Annotated in this window: 25 protein-coding genes; 20 read left to right on the top strand and 5 right to left on the bottom strand. The window is 45.5% G+C overall.

Annotated elements, in window-relative coordinates:
* The first annotated feature begins 138 nt into the window (after positions 1-138).
* Positions 139-1,050, top strand: a complete 912-nt coding sequence (gene oxyR, locus EX191_RS20170) for a DNA-binding transcriptional regulator OxyR (RefSeq protein WP_005395720.1) — start codon at positions 139-141, stop codon at positions 1,048-1,050.
* 51 nt (positions 1,051-1,101) lie between these two features.
* Here oxyR and EX191_RS20175 read toward each other — a convergent pair whose 3' ends face one another.
* Positions 1,102-3,663: a PBP1A family penicillin-binding protein gene (locus tag EX191_RS20175; protein WP_193448361.1), complete on the bottom strand. Its 2,562-nt coding sequence runs from the start codon at positions 3,661-3,663 to the stop codon at positions 1,102-1,104.
* Between the two features lie 143 nt (positions 3,664-3,806).
* Here EX191_RS20175 and pilM point away from each other — a divergent pair, with 143 nt between their 5' ends.
* From pilM to rplI, 14 genes are all read left to right on the top strand, one after another.
* Positions 3,807-4,823 carry a type IV pilus biogenesis protein PilM gene (pilM, locus tag EX191_RS20180; RefSeq protein ID WP_005395718.1) on the top strand — a complete coding sequence of 339 codons (1,017 nt, stop codon included), beginning with the start codon at positions 3,807-3,809 and terminating at the stop codon, positions 4,821-4,823.
* Positions 4,807-5,382 carry a PilN domain-containing protein gene (locus EX191_RS20185; protein ID WP_046874634.1) on the top strand — a complete coding sequence of 192 codons (576 nt, stop codon included), beginning with the start codon at positions 4,807-4,809 and terminating at the stop codon, positions 5,380-5,382. The genes pilM and EX191_RS20185 overlap by 17 nt, the downstream gene beginning before the upstream one ends.
* Positions 5,375-5,968, top strand: coding sequence for a type IV pilus inner membrane component PilO (locus tag EX191_RS20190; RefSeq protein WP_012841351.1), 594 nt, complete (start codon positions 5,375-5,377; stop codon positions 5,966-5,968). Before EX191_RS20185 ends, EX191_RS20190 begins: the two co-directional genes overlap by 8 nt.
* Positions 5,958-6,473, top strand: a complete 516-nt coding sequence (locus EX191_RS20195; RefSeq protein ID WP_005395715.1) for a pilus assembly protein PilP — start codon at positions 5,958-5,960, stop codon at positions 6,471-6,473. Before EX191_RS20190 ends, EX191_RS20195 begins: the two co-directional genes overlap by 11 nt.
* 25 nt (positions 6,474-6,498) lie before the next feature.
* Positions 6,499-8,247: a type IV pilus secretin PilQ gene (locus EX191_RS20200; RefSeq protein ID WP_006742777.1), complete on the top strand. Its 1,749-nt coding sequence runs from the start codon at positions 6,499-6,501 to the stop codon at positions 8,245-8,247.
* Between the two features lie 187 nt (positions 8,248-8,434).
* Complete coding sequence (gene aroK / locus EX191_RS20205; protein WP_005381319.1) at positions 8,435-8,953, top strand: shikimate kinase AroK; 519 nt, start codon at positions 8,435-8,437, stop codon at positions 8,951-8,953.
* A 32-nt stretch (positions 8,954-8,985) separates the two neighbouring features.
* Complete coding sequence (aroB, locus tag EX191_RS20210) at positions 8,986-10,086, top strand: 3-dehydroquinate synthase (protein ID WP_046874636.1); 1,101 nt, start codon at positions 8,986-8,988, stop codon at positions 10,084-10,086.
* 52 nt (positions 10,087-10,138) lie between these two features.
* Positions 10,139-11,653, top strand: coding sequence for an SPOR domain-containing protein (locus EX191_RS20215; protein ID WP_193448362.1), 1,515 nt, complete (start codon positions 10,139-10,141; stop codon positions 11,651-11,653).
* Between the two features lie 69 nt (positions 11,654-11,722).
* Positions 11,723-12,562 (top strand): Dam family site-specific DNA-(adenine-N6)-methyltransferase, encoded by an 840-nt coding sequence (locus tag EX191_RS20220; protein WP_193448363.1) that lies wholly within the window; start codon positions 11,723-11,725, stop codon positions 12,560-12,562.
* 92 nt (positions 12,563-12,654) lie between these two features.
* Positions 12,655-13,326, top strand: coding sequence for a ribulose-phosphate 3-epimerase (gene rpe, locus EX191_RS20225; RefSeq protein WP_005395709.1), 672 nt, complete (start codon positions 12,655-12,657; stop codon positions 13,324-13,326).
* Between the two features lie 242 nt (positions 13,327-13,568).
* Positions 13,569-13,958, top strand: a complete 390-nt coding sequence (gene rpsF / locus EX191_RS20230) for a 30S ribosomal protein S6 (protein WP_005381299.1) — start codon at positions 13,569-13,571, stop codon at positions 13,956-13,958.
* Positions 13,959-13,966: 8 nt separating this feature from the next.
* Positions 13,967-14,269 (top strand): primosomal replication protein N, encoded by a 303-nt coding sequence (gene priB, locus EX191_RS20235; RefSeq protein ID WP_005381298.1) that lies wholly within the window; start codon positions 13,967-13,969, stop codon positions 14,267-14,269.
* A gap of 16 nt (positions 14,270-14,285) precedes the next feature.
* Positions 14,286-14,513, top strand: coding sequence for a 30S ribosomal protein S18 (rpsR, locus tag EX191_RS20240; RefSeq protein ID WP_000090472.1), 228 nt, complete (start codon positions 14,286-14,288; stop codon positions 14,511-14,513).
* Positions 14,514-14,546: 33 nt separating this feature from the next.
* Entirely contained in the window at positions 14,547-14,999 is a 453-nt protein-coding gene (rplI, locus tag EX191_RS20245) for a 50S ribosomal protein L9 (RefSeq protein WP_005381278.1), read from the top strand.
* Between the two features lie 79 nt (positions 15,000-15,078).
* Here the strand turns inward: rplI and EX191_RS20250 are convergent, their stop codons facing one another.
* A complete protein-coding gene (locus EX191_RS20250) occupies positions 15,079-15,843 on the bottom strand; it encodes a DUF481 domain-containing protein (protein WP_006743223.1) in 765 nt (254 codons plus the stop codon).
* Between the two features lie 220 nt (positions 15,844-16,063).
* On the opposite strand from EX191_RS20250, the gene EX191_RS20255 reads away from it, so the two are divergent.
* Complete coding sequence (locus tag EX191_RS20255; protein ID WP_005395704.1) at positions 16,064-17,464, top strand: replicative DNA helicase; 1,401 nt, start codon at positions 16,064-16,066, stop codon at positions 17,462-17,464.
* Positions 17,465-17,477: 13 nt separating this feature from the next.
* Positions 17,478-18,554, top strand: a complete 1,077-nt coding sequence (gene alr, locus EX191_RS20260; RefSeq protein ID WP_206677676.1) for an alanine racemase — start codon at positions 17,478-17,480, stop codon at positions 18,552-18,554.
* Positions 18,555-18,592: 38 nt separating this feature from the next.
* Here the strand turns inward: alr and EX191_RS20265 are convergent, their stop codons facing one another.
* The gene (locus tag EX191_RS20265) at positions 18,593-19,012 is read right to left on the bottom strand and encodes a secondary thiamine-phosphate synthase enzyme YjbQ (protein ID WP_046874640.1); all 420 of its coding nucleotides are present in this window, start codon (positions 19,010-19,012) and stop codon (positions 18,593-18,595) included.
* A 306-nt stretch (positions 19,013-19,318) separates the two neighbouring features.
* On the opposite strand from EX191_RS20265, the gene pgi reads away from it, so the two are divergent.
* Positions 19,319-20,971 (top strand): glucose-6-phosphate isomerase, encoded by a 1,653-nt coding sequence (gene pgi, locus EX191_RS20270; protein ID WP_139059620.1) that lies wholly within the window; start codon positions 19,319-19,321, stop codon positions 20,969-20,971.
* Between the two features lie 105 nt (positions 20,972-21,076).
* On the opposite strand, the gene EX191_RS20275 is transcribed toward pgi, so the two are convergent.
* Both EX191_RS20275 and zur read right to left on the bottom strand, forming a co-directional pair.
* Positions 21,077-21,538: a chemotaxis protein CheX gene (locus EX191_RS20275; protein WP_005381269.1), complete on the bottom strand. Its 462-nt coding sequence runs from the start codon at positions 21,536-21,538 to the stop codon at positions 21,077-21,079.
* Between the two features lie 9 nt (positions 21,539-21,547).
* Positions 21,548-22,012, bottom strand: a complete 465-nt coding sequence (zur, locus tag EX191_RS20280) for a zinc uptake transcriptional repressor Zur (RefSeq protein ID WP_005381268.1) — start codon at positions 22,010-22,012, stop codon at positions 21,548-21,550.
* A 321-nt stretch (positions 22,013-22,333) separates the two neighbouring features.
* On the opposite strand from zur, the gene dusA reads away from it, so the two are divergent.
* Complete coding sequence (gene dusA, locus EX191_RS20285) at positions 22,334-23,314, top strand: tRNA dihydrouridine(20/20a) synthase DusA (RefSeq protein WP_139059619.1); 981 nt, start codon at positions 22,334-22,336, stop codon at positions 23,312-23,314.
* Between the two features lie 163 nt (positions 23,315-23,477).
* Entirely contained in the window at positions 23,478-23,693 is a 216-nt protein-coding gene (gene pspG / locus EX191_RS20290; protein WP_005398086.1) for an envelope stress response protein PspG, read from the top strand.
* Positions 23,694-23,728: the final 35 nt, after the last annotated feature.

The following is a 23,728-nucleotide window of genomic DNA, read 5'->3' on the forward strand; positions in this document are numbered from 1 at the left end:
ATAGAGCTTAGCGTTTTTCTTTGCTCTGTTTCGTTCTGTTGAGCCCATTATTGTAAAAATTCCTTTGATAGCTCTAATCGTTTGGTGTTATGGTTTTGATAGGTATTAGCTATTGTTAAAAGAAGCGAATTGTGAGTTATGAATATTCGAGATTTTGAGTACTTAGTTGCACTTGCGGAACATAAGCACTTTCGCAAAGCGGCAGAAGCATGTTTTGTTAGCCAACCAACATTGAGTGGACAAATTCGTAAGCTAGAGGATGAACTCGGTACCACGCTTTTAGAGCGAAGCAGCCGTCGCGTTTTGTTTACCGATTCAGGGTTGCAGTTGGTGGAGCAAGCTAAGCGTATCTTAAGTGAAGTGAAAACTTTTAAAGATATGGCGAGTGGTCAGAGCGGAGCAATGACTGGGCCTATGCATATCGGTTTCATCCCGACGGTAGGTCCGTATCTACTACCCAAAATTCTGCCGCAGATAAAAGAAGCATTTCCTGAACTGGAGCTGTTCCTGCACGAAGCTCAAACACATCAGTTGGTGCGTCAATTAGAAGAAGGTAAATTGGACTGCTTAGTCTTGGCTTCGGTTGATGAAACGGCACCTTTTAAAGAAATCGAAGTGTATAACGAGCCGTTAAGCGTTGCGGTGCCATGTGATCATGAGTGGGCCTCTCTCGACCATGTTGATATGTTGGAGTTGAATGGTAAAACCGTTTTAGCGCTAGGAGACGGTCACTGTCTGCGTGATCAAGCGTTAGGTTTCTGTTTTGCTGCCGGAGCGAAAGACGATGAACGCTTTAAGGCAACCAGTTTGGAGACACTGCGGAATATGGTCGCTGCTGGTGCTGGGATTACGTTATTGCCTCAGCTTTCTATCCCCAATGAGAAGCAAAAAGATGGCGTGTGCTATGTACCAGCCGTTAACCCTACGCCTTCGCGCAATATAGTCCTTGTATATCGCCCGGGCTCACCACTGCGTGCAAGGTTTGAAGCTTTGGCGGCGAAGATTAAAGAAGTATTGGCTTCTTATCCTTCATTGAACGCCGCGGCGTAAAAGCCGACATAAAAAAGGGAGAGCGAATGCTCTCCCTTTTGCTTTAGTGATTTAGAACAGCTCTTCTGCGCCAGAGCCGGAAGAATAAATACTGTCTTCCAAACGGTCTCCAGCGTATTCGGTAGGCTCAGTGCCTTTTTCAAAGTATTCGAACATCGATGTGCTGTCTACTTTGTGCGTTAGCATGCCAGTGTTGCGATCAATACGAACACGAATGATGTTATCTGGAATATTTTTACCTTGCTCAGGTGTTTCTTCTAGTGCAACGCGCATAAAGTCAATCCAAGCGGGTTCTGCGGTTTTCGCACCCGATTCGGCACCGGAAATTTGGCCTTTGCCTAGGTTACTATTAACCGTTGTGCGACCAAGGGCGCGTGAGTGATCATCAAAACCAACCCAAGCAATGGCAACAACACCAGGACCATAGCCGTTGTACCAAGCATCTTTGGAGTCATTCGTTGTACCCGTTTTACCACCGATATCACGACGCCCCAGTTTTTGTGCACGCCAGCCAGTACCGTTCCACCCCGTACCTTCACGCCAGTTACCACCACCCCAAATGTTGCTGTACATCATCTCACGCATCAAGAATGCGTTTTGCTCAGAGATAACTTGTGGAGCATATTGAGGTTCATCATTTTCCAGTGCGTTGTCTGTTGCCAAACCATCAATCGCGACGTCTTGTTCGCCAAACTCATCGGCATAGCGATTGTCTGGCTCATCGCTCATTTGTGGGCAATCCTTATGACAAACGCTTTTTGGATTCGCTTTAAACAGCACTTCACCGAATGCATCTTCCACGCGTTCTACGTAGAACGGTTCGACGTAATAACCTCCGTTCGCAAATACAGAGTAGCCTTGTGCCACTTTCATTGGTGTTAAGCTGCCAGCTCCGAGCGCGATGGTCTCTGAACGTGGTACTTGGTTAATATCAAAGCCAAAACGAGTAAGGTACTGACGTGTTTCATCAAGGCCTACTTCACGCAGCGTACGCACTGCCATCACGTTCTTTGACTGAGCTAAGCCGAGACGAAGGCGAGTTGGACCGCCATAGGTTGGTGGTGAGTTTTTAGGTCGCCAAGCCGAACCAGAACCTGCGTCCCATTTGTTAATCGGCGCATCGTTGATCAGAGTGGCTAAGGTAAGTCCCTTGTCAATTGCTGCTGAGTAGATAAATGGTTTGATACTTGAGCCAACCTGACGCACTGACATAGTGGCACGGTTAAACTTACTATGAACAAAGTTAAAACCACCCACTAACGATAATATCGCACCATTTTCCGGGTTCATCGCGACAAACGCGGTGTTCGCTGTTGGCACTTGGCTCAGTTTCCAGCTTTGTGTCGTGTTGTCATCTTCATTGGCTTCGCTCACTTCGCGAACCCAAACTTGTTGACCCGTCGCTAGAACATCATGCGCTGATTTTGGCGTTGAGCCTTGGCGGTTTTCGGTTATGTATTTACGTGCCCAATGCATTCCAGTCCAAGGAATGGTCTGCTCTTCATGGTTTTTAACCCAAACTTGCGCAGTTTTATCATCGACTTTTGTCACGACGGCAGGGTAAAGGTCACCATAAGTTGGTTGCTTCTTAAGGTGCTTTTCTATTTGCTCGCTGTTCCAAGCGGTTTCACCTTCTTTCCAAAGCACTTTCTCCGCACCGCGGTAGCCGTGACGTTCATCGTATGACAGCAGATTATTTACCACGGATGTATTCGCGGCATCTTGCAGTTTAGAGTCCACCGTCATGTAGATATTCAAGCCAGAGGTATAGGCTTCTTCTTCACCATACTCTTTCACGGCCCATGCACGAGCTAGTTCCGCCACATAAGGAGCGGAAAGTTCAATTTCAGCACTGTGGTAACGCGCCACGATAGGTTCGTTGCGTGCATCGTCATACTGTTCTTGCGTGATGTATTTTTCATCAAGCATTCGCATTAACACGACGTTACGGCGTTTTGTCGCACGCTCAAGAGAGTAAATTGGGTTCATCGTTGATGGCGCTTTTGGCATCCCTGCGAGTGTCGCAAGTTCGCTTAACGTCAATTCATTAAGGCTCTTACCAAAGTAAACTTGAGCGGCCGCACCAAAACCATATGAGCGGTAACCAAGGAAGATTTTATTGACATAAAGTTCCATTATTTCTTGCTTACTCAGAAGCTGCTCAATGTGGATAGCAATGAAAATCTCTTTAATCTTACGCATGATCTTCTTCTCATTAGATAAGAAGAAGTTACGCGCTAGCTGTTGCGTAATGGTACTTGCGCCCTGCTTAGCTGAACCTGAAATCGCAACTACAACGGCTGCACGAGTGATGCCGATAGGATCGATACCTGGGTGTTCGTAAAAACGGCTATCTTCGGTTGCGATCAGCGCATGAATTAAGTCTTGAGGAATTTCATCATAAGTAACAGGAATACGACGCTTTTCACCGAACTGTGCGATCAGCTTCCCGTCTTGACTAAACACCTGCATAGGTGTTTGTAATTCAACGTCTTTTAGAGTTGCAACATCTGGCAATTCAGGCTTCACGTACTGATAGAAGCCAAATATTGTGGTGACTCCAAGAATTATGCAAATCAATGTTAAAAATAATAAACGCTTTATGAACTTCACCGGAGAATCCCTGATTGGTTGAGGCTGTGTAACGGCAAACCCTTGTACTCTTAGGTCAAAAATTTAGCACATAGAGATATTAACTCTTATTTGGGTGCTAATAACAACCTTTGCACGAAGAAATTTCGGAGCGAGAGTAAGAGATGGATAAGCTAATCGTTACCGGCATCGATATAGGCCATAACAGCCTCAAAGCCGTAGTACTTAAACCCACAGGCAACAATTACGCTCTGTTGGGTTACAAAGAAATATTACTAAAGGAAGGTATTGTCGCTGAAAATAACACTATAAATCATCAAGAAATTGTAAAGACCCTAAAGCTGATTAAAAAAGAACTGCCTTTTGGTGCTAAAAAGGTCGCAATTTCAGTGCCTGATAATTCGGTGATCAGTAAAAAATTGCAAATAGAACAAAACCTTGAAGATAGCGAGGTTGAGTTTGCTGTGATTCAGGCATTTTCTCATCAATCGCCATTCCCTGTCGAAGAGCTGAGTTTAGACTTCGTCCGTCTTCGTGCAGAAGATGGGTTGCGTGGGACTGATAACTATCAAGTGTTTGCGACAAGAAAAGATGTGGTCGATAGTCGCGTGGATGCATTACAAAAATCCGGACTAAAACCCGTTTTAGTGGACGTGCATTCACAAAGTCTTGGTCATATCTGGAAGCTCACTGCCGATCGCTTTCCTGACAAAAATAAGTACTGCTTACTCGATATTGGCACCTCATCGAGCTCCTTTACCATGTTTACCGAACAAGGTGAGCTGTTTCACAAAGAGTTTGCTTGCGGCACACGCGGAGCAAACAGCCCTGTTCAAGATGATTTGATGTCCGATGATGCTCAGGAGAAAACAGAGCTGTTTAATCGCCAAATTGTGGAACGGGTGAAACGTCAGATGCAGCTCTACACTTCAATTAATGGCTCGCAAAATATCAAAGGTATCTGGTTATCAGGGGAAGGAGCTTCGACACCAATGCTCGCGGAAGAGTTATCTCAGCAACTGTCACTAGAGTGTGAATTGCTAAACCCGCTAGGGCTATTTGAGATGAAGGTGTCCAAACGTAAACGTCGTGCCGCGGATTGGCAGCATTTCTCTACAGCCGCAGGACTCGCGATTCGTGGCATTCATTGGCTAGGAGGTGCGCGTGCTTTATCGCATTAATTTACTTCCTTGGCGAGAGAACCAAAGAGAAGAGCACCGACGTCGTTTCATTAGCTTGGTCGCGTTAGGCATGTTGGTCGCCATTGGTATTCAATGGGGTATTGGAAAGTTTTTTGAGTACCAACAAGATCAGCAGCAGGAGCGGCTTGATTACCTTACTCACTACATTGCTGAGCTCGACCAGCGTATTGAAGCAATGAAAATCGCCGAGCAAGAGCACAGCAAAATCCTCGAACGTTTAAAAGTGGTTGAAGGGTTACAAAACGGTCGAAACAAAACGACCGAGTTTATGAACTTGATGCCAGCCGTCATTCCTGAAGGTGTATATGTCGACAAGATCAAAATGAATGATCTGGAAATTGAGATCTCGGGGATCTCTGATAGCACTCCAAAACTTGCCACGATGCTGGACAACATGGAGCGTTCGGCCAAGTTGAATGATGTAGAAATGCACTCCATCGTTCACGGAAAAGCGCGTTTTGGAAAAGAGTTCCAAACGTTCAAAGTGTCTTTCATGTTCAAAGTGCCGGAGAAGAAAGTGGAGGCCCAGCATGGTTGATTGGCAGGATCTCGAAATAGATGAAATGGCAGAGTGGCCATTGTTGCCTCAGCTTGTGGTTATCGCGCTGCTGATTTTCCTCATTCAAGGTTTTGGCTATTGGTTTTACCTTAAGCCAAAAGAAGAGCAATTGAATAACTTGGTCCAGCAGGAGCAGACGCTCAAGGTAGCACTGAAGATCAAAGCGAACAAAGTAGCTGCATTGCCTCAGCTTCAATCTCAATTGGATGAACTCACCACGCGTTACGAGTTATTGCTACAACAACTGCCCGCGCAAAAAGAGTTGGCTACGATGCTCGCTTCGGTGAATGAACTCGGTATCGACAATAAGTTGACCTTTACCCGTATCGACTGGGGTGAGAAGCAATCAGAGCATTTCCTCTATCGTCTTCCTTTAAACATTGAGTTAACGGGAGATTTTCATGACATCGGACATTTTTCTCAGGCGATAGCAACGCTACCTCGAATCATCACGTTTAAAGATGTGACTTGGCAGCGTGTCAGCCAAGAAAGTGAAACTCTGCACTTTAGGGTACGAGCCAATACCTATCAGTTTAAGCCAGAGGAGACGAACAATGACAAGTAAGCACTTGTTACTGGTACTGATGGGGTCTCTGCTACTTGGATGTCAGGCGAATGATGAGTCATTAACGGATTTTATTCGAGGGGTGGAGAGTCAGGCGCGTCGAGATGTCGAGAAACTTAAGCCTGCAGATAAGTATGTTGCCGTCACGTACGCACCTGAAGTACAGCGTGCGCCCTTTGAGTTACCAAAAGAAGCCACGATCGCCACTCAGCCCGTTGCAAGAAAAGATTGCTGGCAACCGCCTTCAAGAAGGCGCACTGGCAAATTAGAAAAATTCCCACTAAGCCAATTACGTTTGAAAGGAGTTATGGGCATGGGTAATACGGTTTCTGGTCTCGTTCAGGCACCCAACGGCACCGTTTATAAAGTGAAGCCGGGGCAATACCTCGGACGCAACAATGGCAAAGTGACCCATGTCAGCCATTCCTATTTGTTAATTAATGAAACGTTGCCCGACGGCTTAGGGTGTTGGCAGAAGCGTAAAGTTAAGTTGGCTTTGAGATAGCCCCATTTATTTTTGATATTGAGTAATGAAAATGAGACAAGGATTAACACGTACACCAAGGATACTAACTGGGCTCTTCTCCTTATGGTTGTTTGTATTTTTAGCCCCTTTAGTGGCAGCAGAAGAAGTATCGTCTAATGCCTTAAAGAGTATCGATTTTCGCACTAATAAAGATAAAGACGCCGTTATTGTCGTTGAACTGGCGTCACCTGCCGCGATTGTTGATGTCAAACGCGTACAGGAAGGGTTAAGTATCGATTTGCTTAATACTTCGGTAAAAGACGAGCAACTGTATCTCCTAGACGTAAAAGATTTCTCGACTGTGGTTGAAAGTGTAGAGGTGTTTCGCGATACCTCAACTACGCGCTTGGTTGCGCACATTAATGAAGAATATACGCATGATTACCGTTTAACGGGGCGATTCTTGGAAATCAAAGTGGCTAAGATCAAACCCAATGAGAAAGCCCCGGATAAAAGCATTCTAGAAAAAGAAGGCAAGCTCATTTCAATTAACTTCCAAGATATTCCTGTACGTAACGTGTTACAGCTGATTGCTGACTACAACCAGTTCAACTTGGTTGTCTCAGACTCCGTAGAAGGTAACCTCACACTTCGTCTTGATGGTGTTCCGTGGCAGCAAGTGTTGGATATTATTTTGCAAGTTAAGGGGTTAGATAAGCGTGTTGATGGCAACGTGATTCTGGTTGCTCCAACAGATGAGCTTGATCTGCGCGAAAAACAGCAACTCGAAAAGCAGCAGCTAGAACAAACGATGGGAGAGCTTTCGTCTGAAATCATCAAGGTAAACTTCGCCAAAGCTTCAGACATTGCAGAGATGATCAACGGAGAGGGGAACATCAGTATGTTGTCTGAGCGAGGCAGTATGACCATTGATGAGCGGACTAACTCGTTATTGATTCGTGAGCTACCTGAAAACATTGAAGTGATTCGAGAAATTATTGAATCTTTGGATATCCCGGTGAAGCAGGTTCAAATTGAAGCGCGTATTGTGACCATTAATGAAGGCAACATGGACGAGTTGGGAATTCGCTGGGGCTTTACCTCTATTAATGGCAATAACACGGTTGGAGGCTCTATAGAAAACAACCTTGCCACGATCGGTTTATATAACGGTGGTGGTGAAGGAGAAGACGGTGGTGACGGTGATGGAGTAGGTATCGATGACTTCCTAAACGTAAACTTAGCTGCAACCAGTCCAAACGCGACCAGCATTGCTTTTCAGGTTGCAAAATTAGGCTCAGACACCTTGTTAGACCTCGAGCTTTCTGCGCTGCAACAAGAGTCCAAAGCTGAGATTATCTCAAGCCCACGTTTGATCACTACCAATAAGAAGCCTGCCTATATTGAGCAGGGTACCGAGATACCTTATTTAGAGTCCTCATCAAGTGGTGCTACGACGGTAACGTTCAAAAAAGCAGTATTGAGTTTGAAGGTGACGCCACAAATTACACCGGATAACCGTCTTGTGTTGGACTTAAGCGTTACGCAAGATAGACCTGGACAAGTCGTGAAAACAGGCACTGGTGAAGCCGTTGCGATTGATACTCAGCGTATCGGGACGCAAGTGTTAGTAAATAACGGTGAAACCGTCGTTCTTGGTGGTATTTTCCAGCACAGCATTACTAACTCGGTGGACAAAGTGCCTTTGTTAGGCGATCTGCCACTATTAGGTGCGCTTTTCCGTCGAAGTTATGAAAATGTTGGCAAAAGTGAGCTGTTAATTTTCGTCACCCCTAAGGTGGTGATTCAGTAGTTCTACCTCGTGAAAAACTGATTAAATCAAAAATAAAGTTGCAATAGTGGCACCATGCTTGGATAATTTCGGGTCTTATCACGAATTATCTGTGAGGAACTGGTGCCACAAGCCTTGTAGAACAGCGATTTAGCTGTGTTTTCTTGTGGCGATCTTATTGAATCAATGTTGTAAATTACTGCTAAACATGGCTGAGAAACGTAATATTTTCCTTGTTGGCCCAATGGGCGCCGGCAAAAGTACAATTGGTAGACATCTAGCACAGCAACTGCATATGGAGTTTGTTGACTCCGATACAGTGATCGAAGAACGCACTGGTGCAGACATCTCTTGGGTTTTTGATGTAGAAGGTGAAGAAGGCTTCCGCAAGCGTGAAGAAGCGGTACTTGAAGACCTAACACAAGAGCAAGGCATCGTGCTTGCGACTGGCGGTGGCTCTGTTAAGAGCAAAGAAAACCGTAATCGTCTTTCGGCACGTGGTGTTGTTGTTTACTTAGAAACGACGATTGAAAAGCAACTTGCGCGCACAAACCGTGACAAGAAGCGTCCTCTACTTCAAACGGACAACCCTCGCGAAGTATTGGAGCAATTAGCTGAAGAACGTAATCCTCTGTATGAAGAAGTAGCGGATTACACTGTTCGCACTGACGATCAGAGTGCAAAAGTGGTAGCCAACCAGATCGTAAAAATGCTAGAAGAGAGATAAGTTTTTATCTTTTTTTTAATTGGAGCAAACCGATGGAACGGATTACGGTCAACCTAGCTGAGCGTAGCTACCCAATCTCTATTGGCGCCGGGTTATTTGAGGACCCGGCGTACCTCTCTCAAGTTCTCTCAAACAAAAATGCAAAACAAAAAGTTGTTGTGATCAGTAATGTCACAGTGGCGCCTTTGTATGCTGACAAAATTTTAAAGCAGCTCGAGCAGCTCGGTTGTAGTGCATCCTTGTTAGAATTGCCTGACGGCGAACAGTACAAAAACTTGGATGTGTTTAACCAAGTGATGAACTTCCTCCTCGAGGGGAATTACGCTCGTGATGTTGTGATCATCGCGTTAGGTGGTGGCGTTATTGGCGACCTTGTGGGTTTTGCTTCTGCCTGTTACCAGCGTGGGGTCGACTTTATTCAAATACCAACGACATTACTATCTCAAGTGGACTCTTCGGTGGGGGGAAAAACCGCGGTTAACCATCCGTTGGGTAAGAACATGATAGGTGCGTTTTACCAACCTAAAGCCGTGATCATCGATACCAACTGTTTATCGACGTTGCCTGAGCGTGAATTCGCAGCAGGTATCGCAGAAGTCATTAAGTACGGCATCATTTACGATGCAGACTTTTTTGTATGGTTGGAAGAAAACCTTGAACGCTTGTACGCGTTGGATGAAGAAGCGCTAACTTATGCCATTGCACGTTGCTGTGAAATAAAAGCGGAAGTGGTGGCTCAGGATGAGAAAGAATCGGGCATCCGCGCTCTGCTCAACTTAGGTCACACCTTTGGTCATGCGATTGAAGCTGAGCTTGGCTACGGCAATTGGCTGCATGGTGAAGCGGTTTCTGCTGGCACGGTTATGGCGGCCAAAACTTCGCATCTGCGCGGTCTTATCTCAGCAGAGCAATTTGAGCGTATTGTTGCGATTTTACGTCGTGCCAAACTGCCTGTTCATACTCCAGAAAGTATGAGCTTCGATGACTTCCTCAAACATATGATGCGAGATAAAAAAGTCCTCTCTGGTCAATTAAGATTAGTTCTACCTACAGGCATTGGTAGTGCCGAGGTCATTGCTGATACGACACAAGACGTACTCAAACAGGCGATAGACTTCGGTCGCGATATTTAACCTTGTAATGGCGCCTTTGGGCGTCATTCTTGTAGTGTATTAAGGTTATTAGATGAGTGTTGCTCACGTTCTGGAATTAGATTCTCAAATCGAGTTGCTTGATAGGTTAGGATTGCTGACTAATTTTGGTTCCAATTTCATTGCGATTAATGGTCATGATGGTTATGGAAAATCTTGGTTAGCGCAGCGATACCTTGAAGTGGGTGCCAGTAACAAGAATCAATGTTTGTTACTTTGTCATTCTAATCAAGATGATGTGCAGCGCCGCATCCTTATTTTGAGTCAACTGGTTTCGGACGCATTGTTTAATCAGCAAGAGCCTTTACTTGATAGCCTCGAAAGACTATTGGGTGATGAGCCTTGTGATATCGCGATTGTGGTTGATGATGCGCATTTATTAAGTGAGACGCTCGTTTCTGAGCTTTGGATGCTGGTTTTAGAGGCGCATCATAAGCCGAATTGGACCATCAATGTCTTATTATTTACGCAGTCTGGGCGCTTAGAAGGATTGCTGTCACGTCTCAGTTACGGACAAGAGATAAAGCCTGTTGAGCTTGATATTGATATGTTGTCCGAAGTGGAAGCCCGTCGTTTCTTTGAATCACTTGTTGCGCGCTATGTTGATGATGAGGCGGAGAAGCGGGTTCGAGATGCATTTAAAAAAGTTGACCCAGTACCGGGTGACATCATGGCGTTAGGAGAGATGAAAGTGGAAAAAAGGATCATTATCCGCTCGATTGTCGGTTCACCGCTGAATATTGCGTTAGTGGTATTAGCATTACTGTTGCTTGCTGCTGGTGGCTATTGGTGGATGTATAATCAACCAAGCCCTGATGATAAAGCGCAGCAAATTGCTGGTAGTTTAGAGCAAACGGCTATTCCAACTTTTGAAGGTTCAGGAATCAGTGCTGCGCAGTCTTCACTACAATCTGTGACTGATGACACTAGCAGTGGTCTTGATGGCTCTGGCGCGATTGATGATTCTGATTCATTACCGCCAGCAGTAACGGAAGAAGTGGCGAGCGTTGGCAGTGATGACAATCAACAGAGAGTGGTGATTGAGTCGAATGTGGTCGATGCATTGCTTGAAGGTAAAGCTGATTCAGCAGACACAAAAGCGATTGATGATATCGTAGGTACTGATAAAGCAGAAACTGCTGATGAAACTGACTCTCCTTTGATTAAAGTCGTAAAACCAAATCAAGGTATGACGCAAACTTCTGCTCAGTCAGGAGAAGACGGTGCGAAGCAGCCTGTGGTTAAGTTTTCATTTGCTCGCGAAGAATTAAAAGCACTATCACCAAGAGCCTATACACTGCAGCTTGCTGCTATGACGTCAATGGAGGATGTACAAGCCTTCCTCGATGAGCATCGGCTGAATGATCAAGTACGAATTTATCCTACCGTTCGCAATGGCACCGAGTGGTATATCATCACATACCAAGATTATCCGACAATTCAAATGGCTCGCGATGCCGTTGCAAGCTTGCCTGATTCGGTTAAGTCGGTGAGTCCTTGGGCAAAATCACTCCGTCAGGTTCATCGCGAAATTGATCGAGTGAAATAAACCTGAGCTTCGCTGAAAAATATGTTACATTCCGCAGCCTTAATTTTTGGTCGATAGATAGAGCAGTAGATGAAAAAGCAACGAGCCTTTCTTAAATGGGCAGGAGGAAAATACGGACTGGTTGAAGACATCCAACGTCATTTACCGCCGGCTCGAAAGCTAGTTGAACCTTTTGTTGGCGCGGGCTCAGTGTTTCTGAATACCGACTATGACCATTACCTACTGGCAGATATCAATCCAGATCTGATCAATCTGTACAACCTACTAAAAGAGCGCCCTGAAGAGTATATCTCTGAAGCGAAGCGTTGGTTTGTTGCCGAGAATAACCGTAAAGAAGCCTACTTACACATTCGCGCTGAGTTTAATAAAACAGATGACGTGATGTACCGCTCTTTGGCGTTTTTGTACATGAACCGCTTTGGTTTTAATGGCCTATGCCGTTACAACAAAAAAGGCGGCTTTAACGTTCCGTTTGGTTCATATAAAAAACCTTACTTCCCAGAGGCGGAATTGGAGTTTTTTGCCGAAAAAGCCAAGAAAGCCACGTTCGCTTGTGAAGGTTATCCAGAAACTTTTCGCCGAGCACGTAAGGGGAGTGTGGTGTATTGCGATCCTCCTTATGCACCGCTTTCAAACACGGCAAATTTCACCTCATACGCAGGTAATGGTTTCACGTTGGATGACCAGGCTGCATTAGCCGACATTGCTGAAAGAACGGCGACTGAGCGTGGTATTCCGGTTCTGATTTCTAACCACGACACTACGTTGACGCGTCGGTTGTATCACGGTGCAGATCTCAATGTAGTAAAAGTAAAGCGCACCATTAGCCGCAATGGCAGTGGTCGTAATAAAGTCGATGAGCTGCTTGCGCTTTTTCATGCCCCTGAGATGGATCAACCAAGCTCTTAGTTCTCACACTATTAAATCTAAATAGTGGATCTCCCCACTGGCTTCGGTAGAATTGCGCGCAGATTGTTTGCTCATTACTACTGAGGTCAGGTATGAAAGATTTTCTTATTGCTCCATCCATTTTATCGGCAGATTTTGCTCGTCTCGGTGAAGATGTCGAGAAAGTACTCGCAGCGGGTGCGGATGTGGTACATTTCGACGTTATGGATAACCACTATGTACCAAACCTGACTTTTGGTGCACCTGTATGTAAAGCACTACGCGATTACGGCATCACAGCGCCAATCGATGTTCACCTAATGGTGAAACCGGTTGACCGCATTATTCCTGATTTCGCAAAAGCGGGTGCGTCGATGATTACATTCCATGTGGAAGCTTCCGATCATGTAGACCGTACACTGCAGTTAATTAAAGAGCACGGCTGTCAGGCTGGTGTGGTACTAAACCCAGCAACGCCACTTGCGAGCCTTGAGTTCATCATGGACAAAGTCGACATGATTCTACTAATGTCGGTTAACCCTGGCTTTGGTGGTCAATCATTCATTCCTCACACGCTAGATAAACTGCGTGCAGTTCGTAAGATGATCGATGAGTCTGGTCGCGATATCCGTTTAGAAATTGATGGCGGTGTGAAGGTTGACAACATTCGTGAAATCGCAGAAGCGGGCGCAGACATGTTTGTTGCAGGCTCGGCGATTTTCGGTCAGCCAGATTACAAACAAGTGATCGACCAAATGCGCACGGAACTGGCTGAAGTGAAATAAGTCCTGATATACGCGCGATAATGCCCTGATTTTAAAGGCTGTCACTTTATTGGCAGCCTTTGTTATTTCTAGCGTTGGATGAAATAAAATATCCCCTGCGTTGAGCAAATAATCACTTGCCTATTTTGCGCCCTTTCTGTACTATTCGTGCTCCTTAAACTCAGTCAATTATCTTTAGTTCCTTGCTTCCTCTGGACGACTGAGCCATTTGTGGAAGCTGAATAATCCGTAAGGAGCAACCAATGCGTCATTACGAAATCGTATTCATGGTGCACCCAGATCAAAGCGAGCAAGTTGCTGGCATGATCGAGCGTTACACTGGTTCAATCACTGAAGCTGGCGGTAAAATCCACCGTCTAGAAGACTGGGGCCGTCGTCAACTGGCTTACCCAATCAACAAGCTTCACAAAGCTCACTACGTTCTTATGAACGTTGAAGCTGACCAAGCTGTAATTGATGAGCTAGAAACTGCTTTCCGTTTCAACGATGCAGTTCTACGTAACATGATCATGCGTACTAAAGCAGCGATCACTGAGCAATCTATCATGCTTAAGCAAAAAGAAGAGCGTGCTCCACGTCGTGAAGAGCGTTCTGAAGCTAAGCCTGAAGCTAAGTCAGAAGCTGCTGAGTAAGTTTTCTTATGGCCAATCGAATGGAGCTGAGCGGCACCATTGCCAAACCGCCCATTCGTAGTAAAAGCCCTGGTGGCATTGAACACTGTCGGTTTTGGCTGGAGCATCGCTCTACTATTATCGAAGCTGACTTACCTCGACAAGTTTATTGTCGTATGCCGGTAGTCGTCAGCGGGCTTGGGTCACAAGCACTAACTCAGAATTTAGTTCAAGGCAGTAACATTAAGGTAAGTGGTTTTGTCACTTATCAAACCGGCCGAAATGGCGTGGGAAAATTAGTGTTACACGCCGACAACATTACTCAAATTTAAGATCAGGAGATAGCCCATGGCTCGTTTCTTCCGTCGTCGTAAATTCTGCCGTTTCACTGCAGAAGGCGTACAAGAGATTGATTACAAAGACGTAGCAACTCTTAAAAACTACATCACTGAAGCTGGTAAAATCGTACCTAGCCGTATCACTGGTACAAGCGCTAAGTACCAGCGTCAACTAGCACGTGCTATCAAGCGTTCACGCTACCTAGCTCTACTACCGTACACTGACAAGCATCAGTAATCGGTTCATTTTATTAAGAAAGAGGATTAAGCAATGCAAGTTATTCTACTTGATAAAATTGGTAACCTAGGTGGTCTTGGCGATACTGCAAACGTTAAATCTGGCTACGCTCGTAACTTCCTTATCCCACAAGGTAAAGCAGTTATGGCAACTAAAGCTAACGTTGAAATGTTTGAAGCTCGTCGTGCTGAACTAGAAGCTAAAGTTGCTGAGCAACTAGCTGCTGCAGAAGCTCGCGCAGAGAAAGTTAACGCTCTAGAAGCTGTAGTTATCGCTTCTAAAGCTGGTGACGAAGGCAAACTATTCGGTTCTATCGGTACTCGTGACATCGCTGACGCTATCACAGCTGCAGGCGTTGAAGTTGCTAAGAGCGAAGTTCGCCTTCCTGAAGGTGCTCTACGTACAACTGGTGAGTTCGAGATCAGCGTTCAACTTCACTCTGAAGTTTTCGCAACTGTGAACCTACAAGTTGTTGCTGCTGAGTAATTCAGTATCAAGACGAAATACTAAAAAGCACCTCTTCGGAGGTGCTTTTTTTATTTCTAAAACTGGGAGAAAAAACGGGTTAAAAAGCGAAGAGTAAATTAACGGAAAATACGCTATCCGCTTTGCTTAAGCCTTCAGGCACTTTATCGTGATACTGACGAGAGTGTGCCAGTTTTAGTGCGATATCTTCAGTAATATCATTGGTCACGCTGAGCTCACTATCGGCCCGAGTGTTACTTTTACCTGTTACCAACGTAATATCAGCCGCGAAACTCAAATTATCTAGTGCGTGCCAAGTCGTATTGATATTCCCTCGAAAAATGCCTTCTCGAACGATATCGGGAAAGACAATGTCGTCATCATCGATCTCATCTAAATTTGGTTCTTGATAACGAAAACCAGGACCAACTTCTACCTCTAAAATGAAGTTTTCAGTGTAGGAAAACTGGTAACCCAAACCACCTGATAAGGTGTAGTCTTTAAAATAGGCACTGTAACGAGAATCCACCCCTTTAAAGCTGCCATACAAATACGTTTTAGGACCTAACTTGTAGTCACTCTGTAGGGCGTAGGTGGATGAGCGTTTGTCTTCTTCACCGTCTTTGTACAAGTTGTAGTACTTCCATTCACCATTAGAACGGTGTCGACCTGACGTATATTCAGCACTCAAACGAGCATTCAGGGAACGAGAGTCCGTGTTACCTGTGTGAGCTTGATAGCCGAACTCCACCTCGGTTTTTAATGGGTCGGGCACATCAATATTTTGCTCTGGCTGTACTGATTCGTCAGCATACGATGCACTAGCGCATAGTAAGCTAAAGCTAAGTAACCAGTATCGGGACACATCAACCTCGAACGTAATTAAAAAGGAGGGCATGATACTGATACAGATATTTTGTTGGGTCAATGGTAGGTTAATTTTTATTAGAGCTGGGCGGAAGAACCAGGCTATTACTTGTGCGGTTCGCATGTTGATTTCTTAACAAGTAATTGTCGCTTCGGGGAAGCATCTCAGTTAGGTTAAGGTTATAATCGTGGGTCAATAGTAGTTATCGAGCAAAGTCATGGCGGAAAACAGAAATCGCAAACCTTCAGACAGTCAGGTCGACGCAATCAAAGTGCCACCTCACTCACTAGAAGCCGAGCAATCAGTAATTGGTGGTCTTTTACTGGACAATGAACGTTGGGACACCGTTGCCGAACGTGTTGTAAGCAGTGATTTCTATAGTCGTCCGCATCGCCTAATTTTTGAAGGTGTAAAAACCATTCTTGAAGCGGGCAAGCCTCTCGATCTTATTACTTTATCGGAATACCTGGAGCGTCACGAGCAATTAGAAGATGTGGGCGGTTTTGCTTACCTTGCAGATTTGGCGAAAAACACGCCAAGCGCCGCTAACATTAATGCGTACGCTGATATTGTTGCTGAACGTGCGATCGTCCGTGGTTTGATCGGTGTCGCGAATGAGATTGCGGATGCGGGTTACGATCCTCAAGGTCGAAGTTCGGAAGATCTGATTGATATGGCGGAGAGTAAAGTTTTCGCCATCGCTGAGTCACGAACCAGTGAAAACGAAGGGCCACAAAATGTTGATAACATCCTCGAAAAGACGTTAGAACGTATCGAGTTGTTATATAAAACACCGCAAGATGGTGTAACGGGTGTCGACACAGGTTTCACTGACCTCAATAAGAAAACCGCAGGTTTGCAAGGTTCTGATTTGGTGATTGTCGCGGCGCGTCCATCGATGGGTAAAACGACCTTTGCGATGAACTTGTGTGAAAATGCGGCCATGCAACAAGAGAAACCTGTTCTTATTTTCTCGCTAGAGATGCCGGCCGAGCAGTTGATGATGCGTATGTTGGCCTCTTTGTCTCGCGTTGACCAAACCAAGATCCGTACGGGTCAGTTGGATGACGAAGACTGGGCGCGTATTTCTTCTACTATGGGTATCTTGATGCAGAAGAAAAACATGTACATTGATGACAGCTCCGGTCTAACTCCGACCGAAGTGCGTTCACGCGCTCGCCGTATCGCACGTGAACATGGCGGTCTGTCGATGATCATGGTCGACTACCTTCAGCTTATGCGCGTGCCTGCACTCTCTGATAACCGTACGCTGGAAATTGCGGAGATATCGCGCTCTCTGAAAGCGCTGGCAAAAGAGCTGAATGTGCCCGTCGTGGCGCTGTCTCAGCTTAACCGTTCCCTAGAGCAACGTTCAGATAAACGCCCAGTAAACTCGGACTTGCGTGAGTCGGGCTCTATCGAGCAGGATGCCGACTTGATCATGTTCATCTACCGTGACGAGGTGTATCACCCAGATAGCCCATACAAAGGTACGGCAGAAATCATCATTGGTAAGCAACGTAACGGCCCTATCGGCTCTGTGCGTCTCACCTTCCAAGGTCAACACTCGCGCTTTGACAACTACGCGGGTCCTGCATTCGATATTGATGATGAGTAACCCCATGAGCTATATGAAAGCGGCCAAGGCGTGCATTGATTTGTCTGCGTTGCAGCACAATTTACAGCGCGTGAAAGCGCAAGCGCCCCAAAGTAAAGTGATGGCTGTAGTGAAGGCCAATGGCTATGGTCACGGATTACGTCACGTTGCAAAACATGCCAACCATGCGGATGCCTTTGGTGTTGCGCGCATTGAAGAAGCGTTGCAACTGCGCGCTTGTGGCGTGGTAAAGCCGATTCTATTGCTAGAAGGTTTTTACTCTCCAGGTGACTTACCTGTTCTTGTGACGAACAACATTCAAACCGTGGTGCATTGTGAAGAGCAGCTTATCGCTTTGGAGCAAGCCGACCTTGAAACTCCGGTTGTCGTGTGGCTTAAGATTGACAGTGGGATGCACCGTCTTGGCGTTCGCCCTGAGCAATATGATGAGTTTGTCACACGGTTGAAAGAGTGTCCAAACGTAGCCAAGCCGTTACGTTACATGAGTCACTTTGGCTGTGCAGATGAGCTGGATAGCCATATCACTCCCCAACAGGTTGAGCTGTTTAAGTCGTTGACCTCTGGTTGTCAGGGGGAGCGTTCACTTGCGGCATCTGCGGGGTTGTTGGCATGGCCTCAAAGCCATTTGGATTGGGTTCGTCCGGGCATCATCATGTATGGTGTATCGCCATTTGATGACAAGACCGCACAAGATCTGGGGTATCAACCCGTGATGACACTTAAATCCCATCTTATTGCGGTACGTGAAGTTAAGAAGGGCGAAAGTGTTGGCTACGGCGGTATGTGGACCAGTAAACGAGATACAAAAGTCGGTGTCATCGCAGTAGGGTATGGCGACGGTTACCCAAGAAGTGCCCCGAACGGCACTCCGGTTTGGGTAAATGGTCGTAAAGTACCTATCGCAGGTCGAGTTTCTATGGATATGCTGACGGTCGATTTGGGACCAGATGCAACGGATAAAGTCAGCGACGAAGCAATTCTTTGGGGGAAAGAGCTCCCAGTAGAAGAAGTGGCGGGTCACATTGGTACCATTGCGTATGAACTCGTGACTAAGCTAACGCCTCGCGTCGAGATGGAGTACTCAAAATAAACAGCGAAAGGCTAACCTAAGGTTAGCCTTTGTTTTATCTACTCACCGTTAATCGTAGCAATAACGCGGCGGCCGCCGCCAAAGTCTCGGTGCTCACCCAAGTAAATGCCCTGCCATGTCCCTAAAGCTAATCGACCATTTTGGATTGGTATCGTCACACTACTGCCAAGTAGGGATGCTTTAATGTGTGCTGGCATGTCGTCATCACCTTCATAGGTGTGCTGATAATAAGGAGCACGCTCTGGTACAAACTTGTTGAAATGCGCTTCCATGTCCATACGCACGGTTGGATCAGCATTCTCATTTAAGGTCAAACTGGCGGAGGTATGCTGAATAAATAGGTGTAATAAACCTACTGAAAGCTCGTTTATTTGTGGTAATTGTTGTTCAATTTCATCAGTTATTAGGTGAAAACCGCGGCTTCTCGCTTTTAATTGCAGTGTTTTTTGTGCCCACATACGTGTTCCTTTGGAAATTTATAAATTGGCGTCTATCCTATTCCAATTAGAGCCTGTCATTAGTAAGTGATATGATTCTTGTCATCGTAAATGAATTGTTCATTTTCAGGGCAGGGAACGTGACCTAACTCAATGTGAGTGTAAATACTCTCAGTCATAATTGGCACCTGAAAAAAAATTACAAAGACTTGTTTTGTGGCAATTCGCCCAAACATCTAATTAATATTCTATTTGCTAAATCGGGGATTCCACAGTTTTCGCTAGACTGTAAGGAATGGAACCTACTGTAACATCGGGATAAAGACCATGTTGAAAAATATCAATCCAACGCAAACACAAGCTTGGAAAGCGCTAACTGCGCATTTCGAATCTGCACAAGATATGGATCTTAAAGAGTTATTTGCTCAAGACGCAGCGCGTTTCGACAAATACTCTGCACGTTTCGGCTCAGACATCCTAGTCGATTACTCAAAGAACCTCATCAATGAGGAAACTCTGAAGCACCTGTTCGCTCTTGCGAACGAGACTGAGCTGAAATCTGCAATTGAAGCGATGTTCAGTGGCGAAGCGATCAACCAAACAGAAGGTCGCGCTGTTCTTCACACTGCACTACGTAACCGCGCGAATACACCAGTAATGGTAGACGGCGAAGACGTAATGCCAGCAGTGAACGCGGTTCTAGAAAAAATGAAATCATTCACTGAACGCGTTATCGGCGGTGAGTGGAAAGGTTACACAGGTAAAGCAATTACAGATATCGTGAACATCGGTATCGGTGGTTCTGACCTTGGTCCTTACATGGTGACGGAAGCTCTAGCACCATACAAAAATCATCTAAACCTTCACTTCGTATCTAACGTTGATGGTACTCACATCGTTGAAACGTTGAAGAAAGTTAACCCAGAAACGACGCTATTCTTGATCGCGTCTAAGACGTTCACAACGCAAGAAACCATGACTAACGCGCACACTGCTCGTGATTGGTTCCTAGAGTCTGCGGGTGATCAAGCTCACGTGGCTAAGCATTTTGCTGCGCTTTCAACGAACGCGACAGCCGTGTCTGAGTTCGGTATTGATACCGCGAACATGTTCGAATTCTGGGACTGGGTTGGTGGTCGTTACTCACTATGGTCTGCAATCGGTCTATCAATCGCATTAGCGGTAGGTTACGACAACTTCGTTGAGCTGCTTGAAGGTGCTCACGAGATGGACAAGCACTTCGTATCAACAGACCTAGAAAGCAACATCCCTGTGATCCTTGCGCTTATCGGTATTTGGTACAACAACTTCCACGGTGCGGAATCAGAAGCTATCTTACCTTACGATCAGTACATGCACCGTTTCGCGGCGTACTTCCAACAAGGTAACATGGAATCAAACGGTAAATACGTTGACCGTGAAGGCAATGCTGTGACTTACCAAACGGGCCCTATTATTTGGGGTGAACCAGGTACCAACGGTCAGCACGCGTTCTACCAACTGATTCACCAAGGCACTAAGCTGATCCCATGTGACTTCATTGCACCTGCAATCAGCCACAACCCAGCTAGCGATCATCACCAAAAACTGATGTCCAACTTCTTTGCGCAAACTGAAGCACTAGCGTTTGGTAAGAGTGAAGAAACAGTGAAAGAAGAGTTGGTGAAAGCAGGTAAGAACGCTGAAGAAGTGGCAGCGATCGCGCCATTCAAAGTGTTTGAAGGTAACCGTCCAACAAACTCTATCCTAGTGAAGCAAATCACGCCTCGTACGCTGGGTAACTTGATCGCAATGTACGAACACAAAATTTTCGTACAAGGTGTTATCTGGAATATCTTCAGCTTTGACCAATGGGGCGTGGAGCTAGGTAAACAACTGGCTAACCAAATCCTACCTGAGCTTGCAGACGAGTCTCAAATCGGCTCGCATGACAGCTCAACAAATGGTCTAATCAACGCATTTAAAGCGTTCAAAGCTTAATGTTTGGTTTGAATAGATAAAGAAAAGGTCAGCAAATGCTGACCTTTTTTATTGCCTGAGGCAAAAACAAAATAGGTTGGCCAGTGCCAACCTATTTTTTCTCTTTTATTCGAAGCAAATTTCGATAAAGGCATTTCCCCATTGGGAAGAGAAAGGCATGATGATGATTGAGCCCTCACACTTGTGGCGAATCGTATGGCCTCGGCCAGAAACCACTACCGGTGTTGCCATATCAAAATCAAAACCACTTTCCGCCAGAATGCGTTTCGCACCACCAGTCACCATGTTGGTGATCTCACCCACCATATCGGTGACCTCTTCATTGAGTCCATTTGGACGCTCACCAAGCATGTTCTGCATGATTTCTAGAGCTAGCGCTTCATCAAAGGTAATCGACATTGAACCACGAGTTTGTGGACCTACCATGCCAATCAGACCAGAAACGTCACCTCGTGCGATCTCATCTTTTTTGATTCGCGGTTTTTGTGGCTTCAGCTCAAGAGAAGCCATGGTTTTTAGCACGTTCATTAAAGAAGCTAAAAACGGGTTTACAAATTCAGCGCGCATAACGTTCTTCTATACTTTTTCTTTCGTCTCGGAGGAACAGGCCTGGCATTCACCATGAGTTTCAATAACTTGGTTGGTCAGTTTGAATCCATGCTTCTCGGCGTTTTCGGCTAACAAGGATATCAGCGTCTCATCTTCGAGTTCAACGACATCACCACATTTATCGCAAATTAGTAATTGGAAAAAGTGCTGCTGAGTATTGAAAGAACAACAAGTAATAAAGCTATTTGTCGATTCCACTCGGTGGATGAAGCCTTGCTCTAGGAGAAAATCTAATGCTCGATAAACAGTGGGAGGCTTAGCCTGAGGCTCACTCTCTTTTAGTTGCTCCAATAGCTCATACGCACTTGAGGCGCGGCGATTAGAACAAATGAGTTCAAATACGCGTCGGCGTTGCGGAGTCAAACGTACTCCACGCTCTGCGCAGATACTTTCAATTTGTTCAATGATTGTTGGGTTCAAACCTTTCACCATAACTATCGGACGTGCTCTATGATAAATCATTTCTATACGAAGTTCGTTTAGAAATGCTTCATTTTACCCACTATCAGAACGAAAATCATGAATTAAAGCAAGTCGGTGGTGGTGTGAAGTCGGAATAGTCATCACAGAATGAATCAACGAGTGACAGATTCGTATTACTGCTGCGCATTCCTAAGCATTTGGCTAGCCAGACAACCAAATCATTCTCGCTGAAACTAGCACCTAGAAGTGCTTGGGTATACAATACCCGACTTATTTTTTGAGCGTACTGCTGCGCTCGACCTTGGCAACATAAAAACGGGTGTTTATATCATGACTCATTCTTGCAGGCTCTCCGTAGCACCAATGCTCGACTGGACCGATCGTCATTGTCGCTACTTCCATCGCTTAATGACCAAAGAAACCCTGCTGTACACTGAAATGGTGACGACAGGTGCGATCATTCATGGAAAAGGAGATTTCCTGGCTTACAACGAAGAAGAGCATCCGTTGGCCCTTCAGTTGGGTGGTTCAAACCCAGAAGACTTGGCAAAGTGTGCCAAACTGGCTCAAGAGCGTGGCTACGATGAGGTTAACCTCAATGTGGGTTGCCCGTCTGACCGTGTACAAAACGGTCGCTTTGGTGCTTGCCTAATGGCGGAACCACAGTTGGTTTCGGATTGTGTCGCTGCAATGAAGGACGTGGTTGATATTCCTGTGACAGTCAAGACTCGTATTGGTATTGATGATCATGATTCTTACGAGTTCCTAACGGATTTTGTTTCTATTGTCTCAGAAAAGGGGGGCTGTGAGCAGTTCACTATCCACGCGCGTAAAGCTTGGTTAAGTGGTCTTAGTCCGAAAGAAAACCGTGAGATCCCACCATTGGATTACCCACGAGCTTACCAATTGAAGCAAGATTTTTCTCACTTAACCATTGCTATTAACGGTGGTGTAAAGTCACTAGAAGAAGCCAAAGAACATCTTCAGCATCTTGATGGTGTGATGATTGGTCGTGAGGCTTACCAAAGCCCATATCTGCTGGCATCGGTAGATCAAGAGTTATTTGGCTCTAATGCTCCAGTGAAGAAACGCAGCGAAATTGTTGAAGAAATGTACCCATACATTGAAGCGCAATTAGCGAAAGGTGCGTACCTTGGTCATATTACCCGTCATATGTTAGGTTTATTCCAAAGCATGCCAGGTGCTCGTCAATGGCGTCGTCATATCAGTGAAAATGCGCACAAGCCGGGTTCTGGTTTAGAAGTGCTGCAAGACGCGTTAGCGAAGATTCCAAAAGAATTGAATGTGTAAAATTCACCAGTGGTTGGCTAAAATTACCAACTAAAGAACAAGTAAGCCAGAGTGCAGAAATGCCTCTGGCTTTATTTTTGAATAAAAATCATTGTGTTATCGTCATCTTGGTAAGTTGGTATGGAAACTGCTCTGTTTATTAAAAACAAATGGAGAAGTGATTATGTTGGAGCTAATCTTTATTTTAGTCTTTGCGGCGACCCTATTGGTTACCGGTATCACAATGATGACCGTATTCGCAGCAACCGGTATTGCGTTAGTTGTGATGTTTTTACTGGGAATGGTCGGAGCGGTACTCAAACTATTGCCATGGTTAATCGTGATTGCATTGGGTGTTTGGTTCTTCAAGAATTACGTTGCCCAGCCCCGCTATAAATAACGAGTGACATGATTTAGTTGATAGAGAGACGTGAG

Origin of the sequence: Vibrio chemaguriensis (assembly GCF_012275705.1) — a bacterium.
Classification (GTDB): Bacteria; Pseudomonadota; Gammaproteobacteria; order Enterobacterales; family Vibrionaceae; genus Vibrio; species Vibrio diabolicus.